At 68.4% G+C, this 19,558-nt stretch carries 23 protein-coding genes; 20 read left to right on the top strand and 3 right to left on the bottom strand.

Features of this window, described 5'->3' with window-relative positions; translation table 11 throughout:
• Positions 1–223, top strand: a 223-nt coding sequence (locus tag BVI061214_RS13460) for a hypothetical protein (RefSeq protein WP_082333131.1), incomplete at its 5' end; no start/stop codon positions are given.
• A 52-nt stretch (positions 224–275) separates the two neighbouring features.
• Positions 276–728, top strand: coding sequence for an EVE domain-containing protein (locus BVI061214_RS07345; protein WP_053767842.1), 453 nt, complete (start codon positions 276–278; stop codon positions 726–728).
• On the opposite strand, the gene pilC is transcribed toward BVI061214_RS07345, so the two are convergent.
• A complete protein-coding gene (pilC, locus tag BVI061214_RS07340) occupies positions 703–1,923 on the bottom strand; it encodes a type IV pilus assembly protein PilC (protein ID WP_053767841.1) in 1,221 nt (406 codons plus the stop codon). The two genes, BVI061214_RS07345 and pilC, sit on opposite strands and share 26 nt — an antisense overlap.
• On the opposite strand from pilC, the gene BVI061214_RS07335 reads away from it, so the two are divergent.
• Both BVI061214_RS07335 and scpB read left to right on the top strand, forming a co-directional pair.
• On the top strand, positions 1,922–2,512 hold the full coding sequence (locus BVI061214_RS07335) for an L-threonylcarbamoyladenylate synthase (protein ID WP_053767840.1): 591 nt from the start codon (positions 1,922–1,924) through the stop codon (positions 2,510–2,512). The genes pilC and BVI061214_RS07335 overlap by 2 nt on opposite strands.
• Positions 2,505–3,026 carry an SMC-Scp complex subunit ScpB gene (gene scpB, locus BVI061214_RS07330; RefSeq protein WP_053767839.1) on the top strand — a complete coding sequence of 174 codons (522 nt, stop codon included), beginning with the start codon at positions 2,505–2,507 and terminating at the stop codon, positions 3,024–3,026. The genes BVI061214_RS07335 and scpB overlap by 8 nt, the downstream gene beginning before the upstream one ends.
• Here the strand turns inward: scpB and BVI061214_RS07325 are convergent.
• The gene (locus BVI061214_RS07325) at positions 2,973–4,055 is read right to left on the bottom strand and encodes a PIG-L deacetylase family protein (protein ID WP_053767838.1); all 1,083 of its coding nucleotides are present in this window, start codon (positions 4,053–4,055) and stop codon (positions 2,973–2,975) included. The genes scpB and BVI061214_RS07325 overlap by 54 nt on opposite strands.
• 28 nt (positions 4,056–4,083) lie before the next feature.
• Here BVI061214_RS07325 and BVI061214_RS07320 point away from each other — a divergent pair, with 28 nt between their 5' ends.
• The 14 genes from BVI061214_RS07320 (at position 4,084) to BVI061214_RS07260 (ending at position 15,259) form a co-directional block, all read left to right on the top strand.
• Complete coding sequence (locus tag BVI061214_RS07320; RefSeq protein ID WP_053767837.1) at positions 4,084–4,710, top strand: GNAT family N-acetyltransferase; 627 nt, start codon at positions 4,084–4,086, stop codon at positions 4,708–4,710.
• Between the two features lie 9 nt (positions 4,711–4,719).
• The gene (locus BVI061214_RS07315; protein WP_053767836.1) at positions 4,720–5,877 is read left to right on the top strand and encodes an acyl-CoA dehydrogenase family protein; all 1,158 of its coding nucleotides are present in this window, start codon (positions 4,720–4,722) and stop codon (positions 5,875–5,877) included.
• A 24-nt stretch (positions 5,878–5,901) separates the two neighbouring features.
• Complete coding sequence (holA, locus tag BVI061214_RS07310; protein WP_053767835.1) at positions 5,902–6,801, top strand: DNA polymerase III subunit delta; 900 nt, start codon at positions 5,902–5,904, stop codon at positions 6,799–6,801.
• Between the two features lie 9 nt (positions 6,802–6,810).
• Complete coding sequence (locus tag BVI061214_RS07305) at positions 6,811–8,205, top strand: TldD/PmbA family protein (protein ID WP_053767834.1); 1,395 nt, start codon at positions 6,811–6,813, stop codon at positions 8,203–8,205.
• The gene (locus tag BVI061214_RS07300) at positions 8,202–9,512 is read left to right on the top strand and encodes a TldD/PmbA family protein (protein WP_053767833.1); all 1,311 of its coding nucleotides are present in this window, start codon (positions 8,202–8,204) and stop codon (positions 9,510–9,512) included. The genes BVI061214_RS07305 and BVI061214_RS07300 overlap by 4 nt, the downstream gene beginning before the upstream one ends.
• 23 nt (positions 9,513–9,535) lie before the next feature.
• A complete protein-coding gene (locus tag BVI061214_RS07295) occupies positions 9,536–9,799 on the top strand; it encodes an AbrB/MazE/SpoVT family DNA-binding domain-containing protein (protein ID WP_053767832.1) in 264 nt (87 codons plus the stop codon).
• The gene (locus tag BVI061214_RS07290; protein WP_082333130.1) at positions 9,787–10,053 is read left to right on the top strand and encodes a type II toxin-antitoxin system VapC family toxin; all 267 of its coding nucleotides are present in this window, start codon (positions 9,787–9,789) and stop codon (positions 10,051–10,053) included. The genes BVI061214_RS07295 and BVI061214_RS07290 overlap by 13 nt, the downstream gene beginning before the upstream one ends.
• On the top strand, positions 10,050–10,988 hold the full coding sequence (locus BVI061214_RS07285; protein WP_053767831.1) for a 2-hydroxyacid dehydrogenase: 939 nt from the start codon (positions 10,050–10,052) through the stop codon (positions 10,986–10,988). The genes BVI061214_RS07290 and BVI061214_RS07285 overlap by 4 nt, the downstream gene beginning before the upstream one ends.
• Positions 10,989–10,992: 4 nt before the next feature.
• The gene (locus tag BVI061214_RS07280) at positions 10,993–11,733 is read left to right on the top strand and encodes a sulfite exporter TauE/SafE family protein (RefSeq protein WP_053767830.1); all 741 of its coding nucleotides are present in this window, start codon (positions 10,993–10,995) and stop codon (positions 11,731–11,733) included.
• A 57-nt stretch (positions 11,734–11,790) separates the two neighbouring features.
• Positions 11,791–11,925 (top strand): SPW repeat protein, encoded by a 135-nt coding sequence (locus tag BVI061214_RS12575; RefSeq protein WP_082333129.1) that lies wholly within the window; start codon positions 11,791–11,793, stop codon positions 11,923–11,925.
• 131 nt (positions 11,926–12,056) lie between these two features.
• Positions 12,057–12,602, top strand: a complete 546-nt coding sequence (gene pyrR, locus BVI061214_RS07275; RefSeq protein WP_053767829.1) for a bifunctional pyr operon transcriptional regulator/uracil phosphoribosyltransferase PyrR — start codon at positions 12,057–12,059, stop codon at positions 12,600–12,602.
• Positions 12,599–13,504 carry an aspartate carbamoyltransferase catalytic subunit gene (locus BVI061214_RS07270; protein WP_053767828.1) on the top strand — a complete coding sequence of 302 codons (906 nt, stop codon included), beginning with the start codon at positions 12,599–12,601 and terminating at the stop codon, positions 13,502–13,504. The genes pyrR and BVI061214_RS07270 overlap by 4 nt, the downstream gene beginning before the upstream one ends.
• A complete protein-coding gene (locus tag BVI061214_RS07265) occupies positions 13,501–14,778 on the top strand; it encodes a dihydroorotase (protein ID WP_053767827.1) in 1,278 nt (425 codons plus the stop codon). Before BVI061214_RS07270 ends, BVI061214_RS07265 begins: the two co-directional genes overlap by 4 nt.
• Positions 14,779–14,782: 4 nt before the next feature.
• On the top strand, positions 14,783–15,259 hold the full coding sequence (locus BVI061214_RS07260) for a Uma2 family endonuclease (protein ID WP_053767826.1): 477 nt from the start codon (positions 14,783–14,785) through the stop codon (positions 15,257–15,259).
• Here the strand turns inward: BVI061214_RS07260 and BVI061214_RS07255 are convergent.
• On the bottom strand, positions 15,249–16,286 hold the full coding sequence (locus BVI061214_RS07255; protein WP_053767825.1) for a quinone-dependent dihydroorotate dehydrogenase: 1,038 nt from the start codon (positions 16,284–16,286) through the stop codon (positions 15,249–15,251). The genes BVI061214_RS07260 and BVI061214_RS07255 overlap by 11 nt on opposite strands.
• Before the next feature lie 23 nt (positions 16,287–16,309).
• Here BVI061214_RS07255 and BVI061214_RS07250 point away from each other — a divergent pair, with 23 nt between their 5' ends.
• Positions 16,310–16,831, top strand: a complete 522-nt coding sequence (locus tag BVI061214_RS07250) for a hypothetical protein (protein ID WP_053767824.1) — start codon at positions 16,310–16,312, stop codon at positions 16,829–16,831.
• Positions 16,832–16,887: 56 nt separating this feature from the next.
• Positions 16,888–19,272, top strand: coding sequence for an endopeptidase La (gene lon / locus BVI061214_RS07245; protein WP_053767823.1), 2,385 nt, complete (start codon positions 16,888–16,890; stop codon positions 19,270–19,272).
• Positions 19,273–19,558: the final 286 nt, after the last annotated feature.

Below are 19,558 nucleotides of genomic sequence, written 5' to 3'. Positions count from 1 at the left end.
GGTGGCGGTTTTGCTGGGGCTGGCGGGGTTGCTTTGGGGAGTTGAGCGGTTGGGGGATCCGTTCAAGGGGTTTCTTTTGCAGCTCGGGGGCAAGCTGGGGCTGCCCAGCGAGAGGGATGGTCCGTACCTGCTCCTGAGGGGCCTGGTTCGCCTGCTCAACTATGAAGTCACCCAAGAACTCTTGAAGCAGGCTAAGGGAGGGCGAGGAAGGAGTTTTGGGTAAAGCCCTGTAGAAGGGCTTGGAGGGGGCTAAAGGGGCCTTTAGACTTGGGCCCATGGCCTACTGGCTCCTCAAGACTGAACCCGAGACCTACAGCATAGAGGACCTCAGGCGGGAGGGCCGGGCCATCTGGGACGGGGTCCGGAACTACCAGGCCCGGAACTACCTGTTGCGGATGGGAGAGGGGGACCTCTGCTTCATCTACCACTCCAGCACCAACCCCCCCGGGATCGCCGGCCTGGCCCGGGTAGTCCAGACCCGCATCCCCGACCCCACCCAGTTTGACCCGGGAAGCCCCTACTTTGACCCCAGGGCCACCCCGGAACGGCCCCGCTGGTACACGGTGGAGGTGGCCTTCCTCGAGGCCTGGCCCCTCATCCCCCTAAAGGAGCTCAAAGCCCTCTTCCCCCCGGACCACCCCCTGGTCAAGCGGGGGAACCGGCTTTCCGTGATGCCGGTTCCCCCGGAGGTGGCCGAAAGGCTTATTGGGTGGAAAGGGTCCCGATGATCTTGAAGAGGGGCAGGAACATCCCGGCCACGATCATGCCCACAATGACGCCCAGGAAGATGATCATCAGGGGCTCAATGGCGGCGGTGAGGCTGGCCACGGCCTCGTCCACCTCCCGCTCGTAGAAGTCGGCGATCTTGGAGAGGAGGGTGTCCAGGGCCCCGGTCTCCTCGCCGATGGCCACCATGGAGCTCACCATGGGGGGGAAGACGAAGGGGTGCTGGGCCAGGGTGAGGTTCAGAGGCTCGCCCTGCTGCACCTTGTTTTTAGCGGTGTTGATGATTTCCTCCACCACGCTGTTGCCGGCGGTGCCCTTGGTGATGTCCAGGGCCTCGAGGATGTTGACGCCGCTTGCGAGGAGCAGGGCCAGGGTGCGGGAGAAGCGGGCGATGGCGGTCTTGCGGTTCAGGTTGCCGAAGACGGGGATCCTCAGCTTGATGCGATCTATCACCTTCCGCCCCTGGGGGGTGCCATAGTACCAGCGGTAGGCGAAGAAGAGGGCCACGAAGAGGAGGAGAAGGGGCAGGGTGGCGGCCCGGAGGAACTCGGAAACGGCGATGAGGAAGCGGGTGAGGAGGGGGAGCTCCGAGCCCAGGTCGGTGAGGATCTGGGCGAACTGGGGCACGATCCCCGTGAGGAGAAAGTAGGCCACGCCCACGGCGAAGACGAAGACGATGACCGGATAGGTCATGGCGCTACGGATCTTGCCCCTGAGCTCAAGCTCCTTCTCCAGGAAGGCGGCCAGGCGGTCCAGGATCACGTCCAGACCGCCCGAGGTCTCCCCCGCCCGCACCAGGTTCACGTAAAGCCGGGAGAAGAGCTTGTGCTTGGCCAGGGCGTCGGAGAAGGCCATACCGCCCTCTATGTCGGTGCGCACCTCCTTGATGATCTCCCGGAACTTCTTGTTCTCGGTCTGCTTTTCCAAGATGGCCAGGGACTGGAGGAGGGTGAGGCCGGCCCCGATCATGGTGGCCAGCTGGCGGGAGAAGATGGCCAGGTCCTTAAGCCCCGGCCCCCGCTCCAGAGCGGGCAGGCGCCCCTCGGCCTGAAGGCCCCGCCCCGGCTCCTTGATCTCGGCCACAAAGAGGCCCCGGTCCCTTAAAAGCCGGGCTGCGGTGCGCAGGTCCTCGGCCTCAATGGTGGCCTCCACCAGGCGGCCCTGGCGGTCGCGGGCCTTATACTGGTAGACCGGCATGACGGAAGTATACCAGAAGGAGCTGGCCCAGGCGGCGGAGGTTCTGAAAAAGGGCGGCCTGGTGGCCTTTCCCACCGACACCGTCTGGGGCGTCCTGGCCCGGATGGAGGACGAGGCCGCCTGCCGCAGGATCTACGCCCTGAAGGGCAGGGAGGAGAAGAAGCCCCTCCAGGTCCTGGTGGCAGGCCTGGAGGACGCCCTAAGGCTTTCGGACCTGGGCCCCTTGGAGGAGCGGTTCCTGCGCCTGGCCGAGGCCTTCTGGCCGGGGGCCCTCACCATCGTGGTCCCGGGCAGGGGCATCCCCCCCTGGATCAGCCGGGACGGCTCCGTGGGCCTGAGGATGCCGGCCCACGAGGCCCTGCGGGAGCTTCTCAGGCGGGTGGGCGGGCACGCCGCCGCCACCAGCCTCAATAGGAGCGGCGAGCCCCCGGTGAGGACCGAGGCCGAAGCCCGGGCCTTCCCCGTGGACTTCGTCTTCCCCGGCGAGGCCACGGGGCTAGCCTCCAGCGTGGTGGACCTGCGCACGGGGGAGATCCTCCGGGAAGGGGCCATCCCCAAGGAGGCCCTTCTCCCTTACCTCCATGGCTAGCCTGAAGGCCGAGCTCCTGGCCGTCCTCTTCGCCGCCGGGAGACCCGTGGCCCTGAAGGAGCTCTCGCCCCTGGGCCACCCGGAGGAGGCCCTGCTTCGGGCCCTTTCGGCCCTGGAGAAGGAGCTTTCCGGAGGGGAGATGGGCATCGCCCTAGAGCGGGTGGCGGGCGGGTGGCGGCTCGTGGTGCACGAGGGGGCCCTGGAGGCGGTGGAAAGGGTTCTGAAGCCCACGCCTCCCCGCCTCTCCAAGGCTGCCCTCGAGGTCCTGGCCCTCATCGCCTACCACCAGCCCATCGCCCGCGCCGAGCTGGAGGCCATGCGGGGCAAGAGCGTGGAGGGGGTCCTGGAGGGCCTCGTGGAGCGGGGCCTGGTGCGGGTGGTGGGGGAAAAGGAGGCCCCGGGCAGGCCCAAGCTCTACGGCACCACGGAGCGCTTCCTGGAGGTCTTCGGCCTGGAGAGCCTAGAGGACCTCCCGCCCCTCGAGGAGGGCCCACCCCTCCTCCTCCGGGGCTAGGGCCTCTTTGGCGGGGACGGGCAGGGGGCTAAAGAGCTCGTTCTGACGCACGAAGGCGAGGAGGAAGCGGGAGAGGAGGCGCATCTGGCTCCTGTGGGCCCGGATGGCCTTTTCCTTTAGGTCCACCTCCTCCGGAGTGAGGGGGAAGCGCTCCCAGGGAAGCCCCCGGCCCCGGGGCGGAGGGTAAAGGGGAAGCCCCTTGTGGAGGCCCTTGGGCAGGGGGTACTGGTACCCCCCGTGGACGATGTAGTACCAAAGCCGCCCCTCCAGGCCCAAAGAGGCCGCCGCCTGCATGCCCAGGTAGGCCGTGGCCTGGTGGTCCCGGTGGGCGTCCAGGGGGCTTGGGAGGAGGACCCGGGTGGGCTTTAGCTCCTTTAGAAGCTCCACCAGGGTAGCCTCCAGAGCCTTTCCCGTGTAGGGGAGGCCCGGGCGGTACACCCCGGGATAGATGGCCGCCTTCAGGCCCGTGTAGGGGCTCTCGTAGGGCAGGTAGTAGTGGGTGGTGAAGAGCTGAAACAGCCCCCGGTCGGGAAAGCCCAGAAAGATGGCGCTCTCCCGGGGAAGGCCCAGGGCCTCGAGGCCCCGCCAGGCCTCCACCATGCGCCTTAAGGCCAGGCGGCGCATGGCCTCCTTGGAGGGCATGGGGCTTCCCGCCGCCAGGTCAAAGGCGTCCCCCGAGGTCAGGTAGACCACGCTGACCCGCCCGCCCTCGCCAAAGACCCGGCGCATGAGGCCGGCCGCCGCCAGGACCTCGTCGTCGGGGTGGGGGGCCAGGACCAGGAGGTGCTCCTTGGGCTTAGGGGAAAAAAGGGGCAGGCGCCGCACCCGGGCCGAGGCCAGGAGGGCGTGGTAGTAGGCGAAGACGAAGCGGCCGTTGATGAAGGCCCAAAGCCCCAGAGCGGCCAGGAGGAAGGCCAGGCGCTCGGCCCAGAGGAGGTCCAGCCAAAGGCGCAAGGCCTCCGCCCCCACCAGGTAGAGGAGGAGGAGCAAGACCAGCCACTGCCAGGGGGCCAGGCGCACGGGGCGCATTCTACCGTAAGGGGCTTAGACTGTTCCCATGGTGCGGGTGCGCCCGGCGGGGGAGGGGGACCTTGGGGCCATCGCCCGCATTGCCCACCAGACCCTTCTCCTGGGCCGGGAAGGAAGCTTCGCCTTCCCCAGCCAGGCCCTCTGGGGGGAGCTCTTCGTGGCCCCCTACCTGCGCCGGGGATGCTGCGCCCTGGTGGCCGAGGCGGAGGGGGAGGTGGTGGGCTACATCCTGGGGGCCTGCGGGACGCTTTCCCTGGCCTTGGACCTGGCCCTAAGGCTTCCCCTCATCCTTATCCGCCTCTTTATGGGCCGCTACGGGCCCATCCTCCCCCACCTCCGCTATCTCCTCCGCCTCCTCCTCTTCCCCGGGCCCAAGGCCCCAAAGGGGCGCTACCCCGCCCACCTCCACATCGCCGTGGACCCCAAAGCCCAGGGCCAGGGCGTGGGCAAGGCCCTCCTCGCCGCCTTCCTGGACTGCCTGCAGGCCCGGGGGGTTAGAGGGGTCCAGCTCTCCACCACCCGGGCCAACCAGGCGGCCAGGCGGCTTTACCGAAGCCTGGGCTTCCGCCTCTACGCCAAGCGGGCCAGCCCCTTCTGGGCCCCCTACCTGGGCCGCCCCGTGATTCACGAGGTCTGGGTGAAGGAGTTGGGGTAGACTGGCCCTATGCTGGACTTCTACGCCTTGGAGGACCTCCTCACCCCCGAGGAGAAGGAAATCCAAAAGGCCGCCCGCCGCTTCCTGGAAAAGGAAGCCCTGCCCCACATCCGGGACTGGTGGGAGGAAGGGGTCTTCCCCACCCACCTGATCCCCAGATTTGGGGAGATGGGCTTCCTGGGCCCCACCCTGCCCCCGGAGTACGGGGGGGCGGGGGTCTCTAGCGCCGCCTACGGCCTCATGGCCTACGAGCTGGAGCGGGTGGACTCGGGGCTCAGGAGCTTCGCCAGCGTCCAGAGCTCCTTGGTCATGTACCCCATCTACGCCTTCGGGAGCGAGGCGCAAAAGCGGGAGTTCCTCCCCAGGCTCGCCCGGGGGGAGATGGTGGGGTGCTTCGGCCTCACCGAGCCCGACGGCGGCTCGGACCCCCACGGCAACATGAAGACCAAGGCCCGCCTCGAGGGGGACACCTGGGTCCTCACGGGCACCAAGATGTGGATCACCAACGGCAACCTGGCCCACATCGCCATCATCTGGGCCAAGGACGAGGCGGGTAGGGTCCTGGGCTTCATCGTCCCCACCGACAGCAAGGGCTTCCAGGCCCGGGAGGTGAAGCACAAGATGAGCCTCCGGGCCTCGGTGACCAGCGAGCTCATCCTGGACGAGGTGCGGGTGCCGGAGTCCCTGCGCCTGCCCAAGGCGGAGGGCCTCAAGGCCCCCCTCTCCTGCCTCACCCAGGCCCGCTTCGGCATCGCCTGGGGGGCTATGGGGGCTCTGGAGGCCGTCTACGCCGAGGCGGTGGCCTTCGCGGGGAGCCGCTATACCTTCGGCGAGCCCATCGCCAAGAAGCAGCTGGTCCAGGCCAAGCTGGCGGAGATGCTGGCCTGGCACACGGAGGGCCTCCTCCTCGCCTGGCGCCTCGCCCGGCTCAAGGACGAGGGGAAGCTAAAGCCCGCCCAAGTCTCCCTGGCCAAAAGGCAGAACGTGAAGAAGGCCCTGGAGGCCGCCCGCCTGGCCCGGGACATCCTGGGGGGAAGCGGCATCACCCTGGAGTACCACGCCATCCGCCACATGCTGAACCTGGAGACCGTCTACACCTACGAGGGCACCCACGACATCCACACCCTGGTCCTGGGCCGGGAGATCACGGGGCTGAACGCCCTCTAAAGCCCCCGCCGCGCGGGGACCCCTATGGTGATCGCCTTCACCGGAGACCCCTTCCTGGCCCGGGAGGCCCTTCTGGAAGAGGCCAGGCTCCTAGGCCTTACCCGCTTCACCGACCCCACCCCCGAGGCCCTGGCCGAGGCCCTGGCCCCGGGGCTTTTCGGGGGCGGGGGGGCCATGCTGGACCTGAGGGAGGTTTCCGAGGGGGAGTGGAAGGCCCTGAAGCCTATCCTGGAGGGCGTTCCCGAAGGCGTCCCCGTCCTCCTCCTAGACCCCAGGCCAAGCCCCTCCCGGGCCGCCTTCTACCGTAGCCGGGAGCGGCGGGACTTACCCACCCCCCAGGGGAAGGACCTCGTGAGGCACCTTGAGAACCGGGCCAGGCGCCTGGGCCTCAGGCTCCCCTCCGGCGTGGCCCAGTACCTGGCGGCCCTCGAGGCCGACCTGGAGGCCCTAGAGCGGGAACTGGAGAAGCTCGCCCTCCTCCCGCCCCCCCTCACCCTGGAGAAGGTGGCGATGGTGGTGGCCCTGAAGCCCCCCATCACGGGGTTTGACCTGGTGCGGGCGGTCCTAGAGAAGAACCCCAAGGAAGCCCTGGCCCGCCTGAAGCGCCTCAAGGAGGAGGGCGAGGAGCCCCTAAAGCTCCTCGGGGCCTTCGCCTGGCAGTTCGGCCTCCTCTCCAAGGCCTATTTTCTCCTCCAGGAGAATCCAAGGCCCAAGGAGGCGGACCTGGCCCGGCTGGGCGCCCACCCCTACGCCGCCAAGAAGGCCCTGGAGGAGGCGAGGAGGTTAAGCGAGGAGGCCCTCCGCCAAGCCCTCACCACCCTCATAGAGGCCGAGCGCCGGGCCAAGGGGGGCAAGGACCCCTGGCTGGCCCTGGAGATGGCGGTCCTAAGCCTGGCGGTTGACCGGCGGGTCAGCCCCGGGTAGACTCGGGGCATGCTGCAGGCCGAGCTATTGGAAGCGGTGCTGAAGCGGGCCCTTGCGGGCGGGGCCGACTTCGCCGAGGTCTACGCCGAGCGCTCCCGGAAAAGGCAGATGGTGGTGCGCTCCGGCCGGCTGGAGGATGCCCTAAGCGGCCTGGACTACGGGGCCGGCATCCGGCTCTTCTTCGGCACCGAGGTGGTCTACGCCTACACCAATGACCTCACCAAGGAGGGGCTCCTCGAGGCCCTGGAAACCCTGCTAAAGGCCAAGGGCACCCTGGGCAAGGTGGACGAGCGGGGCATGGGGGGCCTGGACTTCCGCAAACGGGCCCCCAAAGGCCTCCACACCCCCAAGGTGCCCTACGGGGAAAAGGACAAGCGCTACCGCCTGGAGAGGCTTCTGGAGGCGGAAAGCGGCGCCAGGATCGCCCCCGAGATCCGCCAGGTGGAAGCGAGCCTCCTGGAGTGGGAACAGGAGGTCCTGATCGCCAACACCGAAGGGGTCCTGGCCGAGGAGAGGCGGGTCAGGACCAGGCTCTTCGTCCTGGCGGTGGCCCAGGACGGCGCCGAGGTGCAGACGGGCTACGCCGGGCCCGGCAAGAGCGTGGGCCTGGAGCTCTTTGACCTCTACCCCCCCAAGGCCGTGGGGGAGAAAGCCGCCCGCCAGGCCCTGACCAACCTCCGCGCCAAGCCCGCCCCCGCCGGCACCTTCCCCGTGGTGGTGGGGCCCGGCTTCGGCGGGGTTCTCTTCCACGAGGCCGTGGGCCACCTCTTGGAGACCACCAGCGTGGCCAAGAAGGCCAGCGTCCTCTCCGACAAGCTGGGCGAGAGGATCGCCAGCCCCGCCGTCACCTACATAGACGACGGCACCCTCCCCCACGCCTGGGGCTCCACGGAGGTGGACGACGAGGGGCGCCCCACGGAGCGCACGGTCCTCATAGAAGGAGGTGTCCTGAAGGCCTACATGGTGGACCGCCTGGGCCACCTCCAGACCGGCTACCCCATGACGGGCTCGGGCCGGCGGCAGGACTACACCTTCGCCCCCACCTCCAGGATGCGCAACACCTTCATCGCCCCCGGGGACAAGAAGCCCGAGGAGCTCTTTGAGGGGATAGAGTTCGGCCTCTACGCCAAGGAGATGGGGGGCGGGCAGGTGAAGCCGGGCTCGGGGGAGTACAACTTCGCCGTCCAGGAGGGCTACATCATCCGCAAGGGGCGCATAGAGGAGCCCGTGCGGGGGGCCATGCTGGTGGGCAAGGGCCCCGAGACCCTCATGAGGGTGGTGGCCGTGGCCGACGACTGGGAAAACGCCCCGGGCATGTGCGGGAGCCTCTCCGGGGCGGTGCCCGTGGAGGTGGGCCAGCCCCATGTGCTGGTCTCCGAGATCGTGGTGGGAGGTCGGGCATGACGCTGGAAGAGGCCAAGGGCTACGTGCTGCGGCGGGCAAAGGAGATGGGCCTCGAGGCCGAGCTCCTCTTCGTGGAAAACCGGGAGCTTTCCATAAGGGCCCAGGGGGGAAGGCTGGAGGAGCTGAAGGAGGCCCGCCAGGGCGGGGTGGGCCTAAGGGTGGTGGCCGGGGGCCGGGTGGGCTACGCCTACACCGAGGAGCTCTCCCAGGAGGCCCTGGACTGGGCCCTGGAGGAGGCCCGGGAAAACGCCCTCCTCTCCGCCAAGGAAGGGCGCATCCCCCCGGGGAGGCCCCTGGGGAGCCACGACCTCCTGGGCGAGGGGCTTTCCGCCCCCCTGGAGGCCAAAAGGCAGGCGGCCCTGAGCCTGGAAAAGGCCCTCCGGGAAGACCCCAGGGTCAAGGCGGTCCTCATGGGCGGGTACATGGAGCGGGAGGTGCGCCTCGCCCTGGAGAGCACCCAGGGGGCCCAGGGGGCTTACCGCACCGGACTCGCCGGGCTCATGGGGAGCTTCGTCATGGGAGAGGGGGCAAGCCTCAAGCAGGGCTGGGACGCCCAGTTTGGCAAGGAGTTCCACGCCCTGGACCCGGGCCGCACCGCCCTGGAGCTCCGGGAGAAGACCGCGAGGCTCCTCGGGGCGAGGCCCCTCCGGACGGGCCGCTACCGGGCCTACCTGGAGCCCAAGGCCATGGCGAGCCTCCTCATGATCCTGGCCCAGGCCTTCTCCGGCAAGATGGCCATGGAGGGCAAAAGCCGCCTCCTGGGGAGGCTTGGGGAGAGGATCGCCAGCGAGCTCGTCACCCTCATAGACGACCCCACCCTGGAAAAGGGCCTCCTCTCCCGCCCCTTTGACGCCGAGGGCACCCCGGCCAGGCCCACGGTGGTGGTGGAAAAGGGGGTCTTCAAGACCTTCCTCCACAACTCCGAGACCGCCAGGGCCCTGGGCCAGGAGAACACCGGCCACGCCCGAAGGGGCTACCGGGGACCCTTGGGCGTGGGCCCCAGCAACCTCTACCTGGCCCCTGGGGGGGACCTGAAGCTGACGGACGGGGTCGTCATCACCGAGTTCATGGGCCTCCACGCCGGGGCCAACCCCGTGAGCCTGGACTTCTCCCTCCAGGCCCTGGGGCTTTGGGTGGAGGAGGGGGAGGTCCGGCACGCCGTGGAGAACTTCGCCGTGGCCGGCAACCTCCTGGAGCTTTTGCAGGCGGTGGAGGGCGTGGGGAGCGACCTGGACTGGGTCCTGATGGACGCCGCCTACGGGAGCCCCACGGTGGCCGTGGCCGAGCTTTCCTTCGCGGGGGCATGAGGGGGCTTTGCTAAGCTAAGGGCATGCCTGAAGTTACCCTAGGCCCCGATTTCCAGATCACCCTGCCCGCCGAGGTGCGCCAGGCCCTGGGCCTGCGTCCCGGAGAGCGGCTTCGCGTGGAGGTGGTGGAAGGAGAAATCCGCCTCAAGCCCGTGCACCCGGCGGTGCGGGAGCTGGTGAAGAACCTCCTGGAGGCCTATCCCGAGGAAGCCCGAGCCCTGGGAGAGGCCACAGGGCACGACGCCTTGGGCCATGTGCGCCGCCTCCGGGAAGGATGTTCAGCCTAGACACTAACCTAATACTGGCCGCTTTGCAGAGCCTAGGCGTGCGGCTCCACCTGGAAATGCCTCTGGAGGTCTGGCGCCTGGCTGGGGAACGGTTTGGCCTTTACGCCCGCAAAAGGCGGGAAGGAGGCCTACCCCGGCGCATCTTGGCTGACTTTCTCATTGGGGCCCACGCTTTCTACCACGGCTTCCGCTTGGCCACCTTTGACCCCTTGCCCTATCACACCGCCTTCCCTGAGCTGGAGGTGCTTCCGTGAGGGTCTTCGTCACCCGTACCCTGCTAGGCCCCGCATTGGAGCGGCTTAGGGAGGAGGGCCTCGAGGTGGAGGTCCACCAGGGCCTCCTCCTCCCCCGGGAGGAACTCCTCAAAAAGGTGGAGGGAGTGGTGGGCCTCATCCCCACGGTGGAGGACCGGATAGACGAGGAGGTCATGGAGCGGGCCGGGCCAAGCCTAAAGGTTATCGCCTGCTACAGCGTGGGCGTGGACCACGTGGACCTGGAGGCGGCCAGGAGGCGGGGCATCCGGGTCACCCACACCCCTGGGGTCCTCACCGAGGCCACCGCCGACCTCACCCTGGCCCTCCTCCTCGCCGTGGCCAGAAGGGTGGTGGAGGGGGTGGACTACGCCCGGGGAGGGCAGTGGCGGGCCTGGCACCCCGAGCTCCTCCTGGGCCTGGACCTCGAGGGCCTTACCCTGGGCATCGTGGGCATGGGAAGGATCGGCCAGGCGGTGGCCAAGAGGGCCCAGGCCTTTGGGATGCGGGTGGTCTACACGAGCCGCACACCCAAGCCCCTCCCCTACCCCTTCCTCTCCCTGGAAGAGCTCCTCGCCCAGGCCGACATCGTCTCCCTCCACGCCCCCCTAACCCCCGAAACCCACCGCTTCCTGAACCGGGAAAGGCTCTTCGCCATGAAGCCGGGGGCCATCCTCCTCAACACCGCCCGGGGAGGCCTGGTGGACACCAAGGCCCTGGTGGAGGCTTTAGACGGCCACCTCTTCGGGGCTGGGCTGGACGTGACCGACCCTGAGCCCCTGCCCCTGGGCCACCCCCTCTTGGCCCGCAAAAACGCCGTCATCACCCCCCACCTGGGCTCCGCGGGAAGGCGCACCCGGGAGCGCATGGCCATGATGGCGGTGGAAAACCTCCTCGCGGTCCTGAAGGGCTTGGAGCCACCCAACCCGGTAGCATAGGCCCATGAGCCTTCTCGTGGGGTTCCTGGGCGGGCTTTTCGGTGGGCTGGTGGGCCTGGGTGGGGGCACGGTGATGATCCCCCTCATGGTGGGGCTCCTCAAGCTTTCCCAGCACAAGGCCCACGGCACCAGTCTGGTGGCCGTCTTCTTCACCGGCCTCATGGGGGCTTTCACCTACGGCCTCCAGGGCTCTTTGGACCTGAAGGCGGGCCTTCTTCTGGCCATCACCGCCATCCTCACCGCCCGCTACGGGGCCCGGTACGCCCACAGCCTCCCGGAGGCCAGGCTCAGGCGGGCCTTCGGCTGGTTCCTCTTCTTCGTGTCCTTCCTCCTCCTCCTCAAGCCCTACCTGGCCCCCGTGGGTCTGGTGCGGGGTGAGGTGGTCCAGGGCCTCACCCTCCTCCTGGCGGGGGCCTTCACCGGCTTCCTCTCGGGGATGATGGGGGTGGGCGGGGGGACCATCATGGTGCCCGCCATGGTCCTCCTCCTGGGCATGGCCCAGCACACCGCCCAGGGGACGAGCCTCCTGGCCATGGTGCCCGCCAGCTTCGTGGGGGCCTACACCCACTTCCGCCTGGGGAACGTGGAAGGGAACCTGGTGCCGGGCCTGGTGCCCGGAGTTCTTCTGGGCACCTTCCTAGGCGGAGAGCTGGCCCACTTCCTGCCCGAGGGAGGCCTGAGGCTGGTCTTCGCCGCCGTCCTCCTCTGGACCGCCTGGCGCTACCTTCGCCCCAAGGTGATGTAAACACTTTTTGCGCACGCAAGCGGATTCCACCTGGGCGTGGAAAAGTGGGGAACGCCTATGGGCCACTGGCAGGACCGGGCCAACCTGGTTCTGGGCATCTGGCCCATCCTCTCCCCTTGGAGCCTGTGGTTCTGCGGGATGACGAGCGCCATGGGGAATGCGGTGATCGTGGGTTGCATCGTGGAACCCTAGGGTGTAAGGTGAGCCTGGCCTTTAATCCGGTCCCGCGAGGCCGGAAAGGGGGAAAAAGTGCGAGAACATAGGACGCGGCAACAGGAAAGAAACCGGGAGGCTTCGGCCTCCCCTTTTTTTGGAGGTGGGGCGTGCGCTTCAAGGCGGAGCTGATGAACGCCGAGGAGATGCGGCGGGCCTTCTACCGCATCGCCCACGAGATCGTGGAGGCCAACAAGGGGGTGGAGGGCCTGGCCCTGGTGGGCATCCACACCCGGGGGATTCCCCTGGCCAAGCGCCTTTCCCGCTTCATCCAGGAGTTTGAGGGCCAGGAGGTCCCCGTGGGCATCCTGGACATCACCCTCTACCGGGACGACCTCTCGGAGATCGGCCACCGGCCCCAGGTGCGGGAGACCCGCATCCCCTTTGACCTGACGAATAGGGCCATCGTCCTGGTGGACGACGTCCTCTACACGGGCCGCACGGCCAGAGCCGCCCTGGACGCCCTCATGGACTTAGGACGCCCCAGGCGCATCTACCTGGCGGTCCTGGTGGACCGGGGGCACCGGGAGCTTCCCATCCGGGCGGACTTCGTGGGCAAGAACGTGCCCACCGCCAAAAACGAGGTGGTGAAGGTCAAGGTGGCCGAGGTGGACGGGGAGGACCGGGTGGAGCTTTGGGAAAAGGAGGAGGCGTGAGGCACCTTCTGGACTTTGAGGGCTGGTCCCGGGCGGATCTGGAAAGCGTGCTAGACACCGCCAGGGTGATGCGGGAGGTCTTGGAGAGGCCGGTGAAGAAGGTGCCCGCTCTGCAGGGCTTCACCGTGGCCACGGTCTTCTTTGAGCCCTCTACCCGCACCCGCACCTCTTTTGAGCTGGCGGCCAGGCGGATGTCGGCGGACGTGGTCTCCTTCGCCGCCCAAAGCAGTAGCCTGCAGAAGGGGGAAAGCTACAAGGACACCCTGCTCACCCTCGAGGCCATGGGCGTGGACGCCTACGTGATCCGGGCCGACGCCGCCGGCGTGCCCCACCAGGCCACCCGCTGGGTCAAAGGGGTGGTGGTGAACGGGGGGGACGGCCAGAGGGCCCACCCCACCCAGGCCCTTCTGGACGCCTACACCCTCTTGGAGGCCCTGGGGAGCCTGGAGGGGAAGAAGATCGCCATCGTGGGAGACATCCTCCACTCCCGGGTGGCCCGGTCGGGGGCGGAGCTTTTCTCCCTCCTGGGGGCCGAGGTCTGGTGCGCGGGGCCCCCTTCCCTCCTCCCCCAAAGCCTCCCCGGGGCCCGCCTCACCCCTAGCCTGGAGGAGGCCCTGGAGGAAGCGGACGCGGTCATGGCGCTGAGGCTGCAAAAGGAGCGCATGGAGGCGGGCCTGGTCAACCTGGAGGACTACATCGCCCGCTACCAGATCACCGAAAGGCGGCTTGGGCTCGCCAAACCCCAGGCCCCCCTCCTCCACCCCGGGCCCATGAACCGGGACGTGGAACTAGAAGGCACCCTGGCGGACTCGCCGAGGAGCCTGGTAAACCGGCAGGTGCAAAACGGCGTGGCCGTGCGCATGGCGGTGCTGTACCACCTCCTCGTGGGGAGGGAGCGATGATCCTGATCAAAAACGTGAACCTGGTGGACGCCAAAGGCGTCCGGGGCCCCGCCGACGTCCTCATCGGCGAGGGGCGGATCCTCTCCCTGGAAGGGGGGGAGGCTTCCTTGGTGGTGGACGGCTCTGGCAAGCTCCTGGCCCCGGGCTTTCTGGACCTCCACGCCCACCTGCGGGAGCCCGGCGAGGAGGTCAAGGAGGACCTGACCTCGGGGCTTATGGCGGCGGTTCGGGGCGGGTACACGGACGTGGTCTCCATGCCCAACACCAGGCCCCCCGTGGACACCCCCGAGGCCGTGCGGGCCCTGAAGGCCAAGGCGCTTCGCCTCGGCCTCGCCCGGCTCCACCCGGGGGCCGCCCTCACCGTGGGGCAGGAGGGGGAGCGCCTCACCCAGGCCGGCGGCCTGAAGGAGGCGGGGGCGGTCCTCCTCACCGATGACGGCCGCACCAACGAGGACGCCTTCATCCTGGCGGCGGGGCTTCTGCAGGCGGCCCCCCTGGGCCTCCCCGTGGCGGTGCACGCCGAGGACGCCTCCTTGAGGCGCCAGGGGGTGATGAACGACGGGCCCCTGGCCCACCGCCTGGGCCTTCCCGGCAACCCCCCCGAGGCCGAGGCCGCCCGCATCGCCCGGGACCTCGAGGTCCTCCGCTACGCCTTAAGGCGCTCCAAGGCCACGCCCCGCCTCCACGTCCAGCACCTCTCCACCAGGCGGGGGGTGGAGCTCATCCGCGAGGCCAGGCGGGCGGGCCTGCCGGTGACCGCCGAGGCCACCCCCCACCACCTCACCCTCACCGAGGAGGCCCTGAAGGGCTTTGACCCCATCTTCAAGGTGGCCCCGCCCCTCCGCGCCGAGGAGGACCGGGAAGCCCTTCTGGAGGGCCTTCTGGACGGCACCCTGACCGCCATCGCCACCGACCACGCCCCCCACACCCAGGCGGAGAAGGAGCGGGACCTCCTCCGGGCTCCCTTCGGCATCCCCAGCCTGGAGGTGGCCTTCCCCCTCCTCTACACCGAGCTCCACCTGAAGCGGGGCTTTCCCCTCCCTCGCCTCGTCGCCCTCTTCACCGACGGCCCGAGGGAAGTCCTGGGCCTTAAGCCCCTCCACCTAGAGGAGGGGGCCGAGGCCAGCCTGGTCCTCCTGGACCCCAAGGAGGCCCGCGTGGAGCCCGCCCGCTTCGCCTCCAAGGCCCGTTACTCCCCCTGGGCCGGGTGGGTCTTGGCCGGGTGGCCGGTCCTCACCCTGGTGGAGGGGCGGATGGTCCACCGGGTAGAATGAGGGCGTGCTGAAGAAGCTCCTGGAGGCGGACGAGGTGGGCCTGAGGCTGGAGTGGGTGGGCGGGCTTCCCCTCTGGGAGGCCCACCCCACCTACCGCCACCAGAAGGCCGTGGACCGCATCCGAGGTAGCATCCGCCCCAAGGAGGGCGAGGCCTGCGGGTGCGTCCACGTGGCCGACGTCTACATACGCTTTCCCGACGGCTCCTACAAGCGCCCCGACATCGCCATCTTCTGCCGGGAGCCCGAGGAGCTGGACGAGGCCATCACCCAGATCCCCGAGGCGGTGGTGGAGGTGGTGAGCCGGGGCTACGAGGCCAAGGACTTGGAGATCGCCCCCCGCTTCTACCTCTCCCAGGGGGTCAAGGACGTGGTGGTCTTTGACCCCTACACCCTCCTGGTCCTCCACCTGCGCCGGGACGGAGCCTATAGGCACATCTCCCCGGTGGAGCTGGAGCTTTCTAGCTGCAGGCTCACCGTCTGAGGTCTTGGAGGGCGCGCACCCCTTCCGCCTCCATGAGGCGGAGGAGTCCTTTGAGAAGCTTCCGGGGAAAGAGGGGCCCCCCGTAGACGAAGCCCGTGTAGACCTGGACCAGGCTGGCCCCCGCCTTCAGGCGCTCCCAGACATCTCGCGGCCCCTCTATCCCCCCCACACTGATGAGGTGCAGGCTCTCCGCCCCCGCCGCCAGGTGCCTCAGGACCTCGAGGGCCCTTTTCTTCAAGGGCCTTCCCGAAAGCCCCCCTGCCTCCCGGGCCAGCGGGCTTTTCAGGCCCTCCCGGCTCGTGGTGGTGTTGACCGCCACCAGGCCCTGAAGGCCGTGCTTTTTGGCCAGGAAAAGGGCCTCGTCCAGGGCCTCCGGGGAAAGGTCCGGGGAAAGCTTGAGGAGGAGGGGCTTAGGGGTGGCCGGGCGGAGGTGGGCGAGGAGCTCGTCCAGAAAAGGCCCCTCCTGCAGGGCGCGAAGCCCGGGGGTGTTGGGAGAGCTCACGTTGAGGACAAAGTAGTCCCCGTAGGGCTCCAGGACCTCGAGGGCGAGAAGGTAGTCCTCAAAGGCCCGCTCCAGGGGGGTGTCCCGGTTCTTGCCCAGGTTCACCCCCACCGGGAAGGGAAGACCCCGGGCGCGGAAGGCCCGAAGCCTCTGGGCGGCCTTTTCCGCCCCCTCGTTGTTGAAGCCCATGCGGTTGATGAGGGCCCGGTCCTCGGGAAGCCGAAAGAGCCTGGGCCTGGGGTTCCCCTCCTGCGGCCTAGGGGTCAGGGTTCCCACCTCGGCGTAGCCGAAGCCCAAAGCCCACCAGGCGCCTAGGGCCCTGGCGTCCTTGTCCATGCCCGCCGCCAGGCCCAGGGGGTTGGGAAAGGTGAGGCCGAAGGCTTCCACCCTTAGCCTCGGGTCCTCCACCCGGAGGAAGCGGGCGGGGACTTCCAACAGAGGACCACACCCAGACCAGAGGGCAAGGGCCTTCAGGGTGAGCTCGTGGGCCCGCTCGGCCTCGAGGAGGAAGAGAAGGCGGTGCATCCCTCCTATGTTATGCTTTTCCCATGCGCCGCGGAACCCTGGTACTGGGCCTTCTCCTGGCCCTCACCGCCTGCTCGGTGACCGTTACCGTGCCTCTCCCACCCCAGGAGGTCAAGGTGCCGGTGGCCTCCGACACCATGGGCCTTATCGTCTACCCCGCCGATCCGCCCCCCTTCCCTTCCCCCGGCAGCGCCCTTAAAAACGTGGTGGTCCGGGGCACCCTCGAGGCCAACCAAAAGCTAGGCCTCACCCTTGACCTCTACGCCCGGACCACCGACCCAAAGAACGATGGAAACTGCATAGCCTTGAGGGATTTCGCAACTACCTACGCCTACGCTTGCCCTCCGGGGCCAGAAGACGGCCCCATCGGAAGGGCCACCTTCAACGGCACCGCCTCGGCCTCCCTCCAGCTCCAGGGAGAGAAGCTGACCCAGGGCCTCCAGCAGGGCAGGATCTGGCTTGGGGTCATGGTCCAGGGCCTCCCCGCCGGACAGGTAGCGCTCATCTTCAAGAACCTGGTGGCCACCGTCACCCTGGGCCTCTAAGCCCTTTGTGCCCCCGGGTCCCTTCGCCCCGGGGGTTTCCCGTATCATGGGGCTAGATGAAGGAGCTTCGCCTGGAACTCCCTGTTCTGCCCCTCAGGAACACCGTCGTCCTCCCCCACACCACCACGGGGGTGGACGTGGGCCGGCCCAAGAGCAAGCGGGCGGTGGAGGAGGCCCTTAGCGGCGACCGCTACATCTTCTTGGTGACCCAGAAGGACCCCGAGGTGGACGACCCCACCCCGGAGGACCTCTACCCCGTGGGCACCTTGGCCGTGGTCAAGCAGGCCATGCGCCTCCCCGACGGCACCCTCCAGGTCATGGTGGAGGCCAGGAGCCGGGCCCGCATGCTCTCCTACGTGCCCGCCCCCTACCTCCGGGCCATCGGCGAAGTTCTCCCGGAGCCGCCCCTCGAGGACCCCGGCCTGGCCCGGGTCCTGGTGAACGAGGTCCAGGAGGCCTTTGAACGCTACCTGCAAAACCACAAGACCCTGCGCCTGGACCGCTACCAGCAGGAGGCCGTGCGGAGCACCCTGGACCCCGCCGTCCTAGCCGACCTGGTGGCCCACCACGCCACCTGGCCTCTGGAGGAGAAGCAGGCCATCCTGGAGACCCCCGGGGTGGAGGAGCGGCTGAAGAAGGTCCTGGCCCTCCTCCTTCGGGACCTGGAGCGGTTTGAGCTGGACAAGAAGATCGCCGCCCGGGTCAAGGAGCAGATGGACCAGAACCAGCGGGAGTACTACCTCCGGGAGCAGATGAAGGCCATCCAGCGGGAGCTCGGGGGCGGAGAGGACTTCCTTTCAGAGATTGAAGAGCTTCGCGAGCGCATTGAGAAGAAGGGCATGCCCGAGGCGGTCAAGGACAAGGCCCTGAAGGAGCTTAAGCGCCTGGAGAGGATGCAGCCCGGCTCCCCCGAGGCCACGGTGAGCCGCACCTACCTGGACTGGCTCCTGGAGGTCCCCTGGACCGAGGCCGACCCCGACGTCCTGGACATCGCCATCACCAAGCGGGTCCTGGACGAGGACCACTACGGCCTCCAGGAGGTCAAGGAGCGCATCCTGGAGTACCTGGCGGTGCGCCAGCTCACCCAGGGCAAGGAGGTGCGGGGCCACGCCCCCATCCTCTGCTTCGTGGGGCCCCCCGGCGTGGGCAAGACCTCGCTGGGCAAGAGCATCGCCCGTAGCATGAACCGCCGCTTCCACCGCATCTCCCTGGGCGGCGTGCGGGACGAGGCGGAGATCCGGGGGCACCGCCGCACTTATATCGGCGCCTTACCCGGCAAGATCATCCAGGGGATGAAGCAGGTGGGGGTGGTGAACCCCGTCTTCCTCCTGGACGAGATAGACAAGCTCTCCTCCGACTGGCGGGGGGACCCGGCTTCGGCCCTCCTGGAGGTCCTGGACCCCGAGCAGAACCACACCTTCACCGACCACTACCTGGACGTTCCCTACGACCTCTCCAAGGTCTTCTTCATCGCCACGGCCAACACCCTCGCCACCATTCCCAGGCCCCTTCTGGACCGGATGGAGGTCATTGAGATCCCCGGCTACACCCTGCAGGAAAAGCGGGCCATCGCCAGGCACTTCCGCTGGCCCTTCCAGGTGAAGGAGGCGGGGCTGGAAGGCAGGCTGGAGATCACCGACCGGGCCCTGGAGCGCATCGTCCAGGAGTACACCCGGGAGGCCGGGGTGCGCAACCTGGACCGGGAGCTCTCCAAGGTGGCCCGTAAGGCGGCCAGGGAGTTCCTGGAGTCCCCCTGGGAGGGCGTGAAGGTGGTGGACGCCCCCGACCTGGAGCACTACCTGGGCGTGCCCAAGTACCGCCCCGACAAGGCGGAGAAAGAGCCCCAGGTGGGCCTGGCCCAGGGCCTGGCCTGGACCCCCTATGGCGGCACCCTCCTCACCATTGAGGCCATGGCCGTGCCCGGCACCGGCAAGGTGAACCTGACCGGAAACCTGGGCGAGGTCATGAAGGAGTCCGCCCAAGCGGCCCTCACCTACCTCCGGGCCCACCGGGAGGAGTGGGGCCTGCCCGAGGGCTTCCACAAGGAGTTTGACCTCCACATCCACGTCCCCGAAGGGGCCACGCCCAAGGACGGCCCCTCGGCGGGCATCACCATGGCCACCGCCCTGGCCAGCGCCCTCACGGGCCGCCCCGTGCGCATGGACGTGGCCATGACCGGGGAGATCACCCTAAGGGGCAAGGTCCTTCCCATCGGCGGGGTCAAGGAGAAGCTTTTGGCCGCCCACCAGGCGGGGATCTACAAGGTGATCCTCCCCAAGGAGAACGCCCCCGAGCTCAAGGAGGTGCCGGAGGAGATCCTCAAGGACCTCGAGGTCACCTTCGTGGAGGAGGTGGGCGAGGTGCTGAGGCTTATGCTCCTGCCCGCTCCCTTGCCCCCTCTTTCCCCCGGTGAAAGGCCCCAACCCGGGGCGGGAGCCTAATACCACCCCATGCTGGCCCAAGCCAGCATGGGGGCCCCGGCATCCCATGTTGCCATGTATCTTGCCCTCTGAGGGAGGTCCTACCGCCTATGTTGCCGGGCTCCCACGCCCGCGACTTTGATCGGTAGCCACCCGCCCCGGCCTCCCCGCCGCACAGTATCCCGGTCGTCAAAGACCGCATCCACATGGACGGCCCACGGGGTCGGGTGGCCACCTCCCTCAGTCTACCCAAAGGAGAAGGACCATGCTCTGCGCAGGCATTGACATCAGCAAGCCCCACCTGGAC

Source organism: Thermus aquaticus, assembly GCF_001280255.1.
Taxonomy (GTDB): Bacteria; Deinococcota; Deinococci; order Deinococcales; family Thermaceae; genus Thermus; species Thermus aquaticus.
The sequence above is the reverse complement of the archived record's forward strand: the minus strand, read 5'-3'. Positions and strand labels throughout refer to the sequence as shown.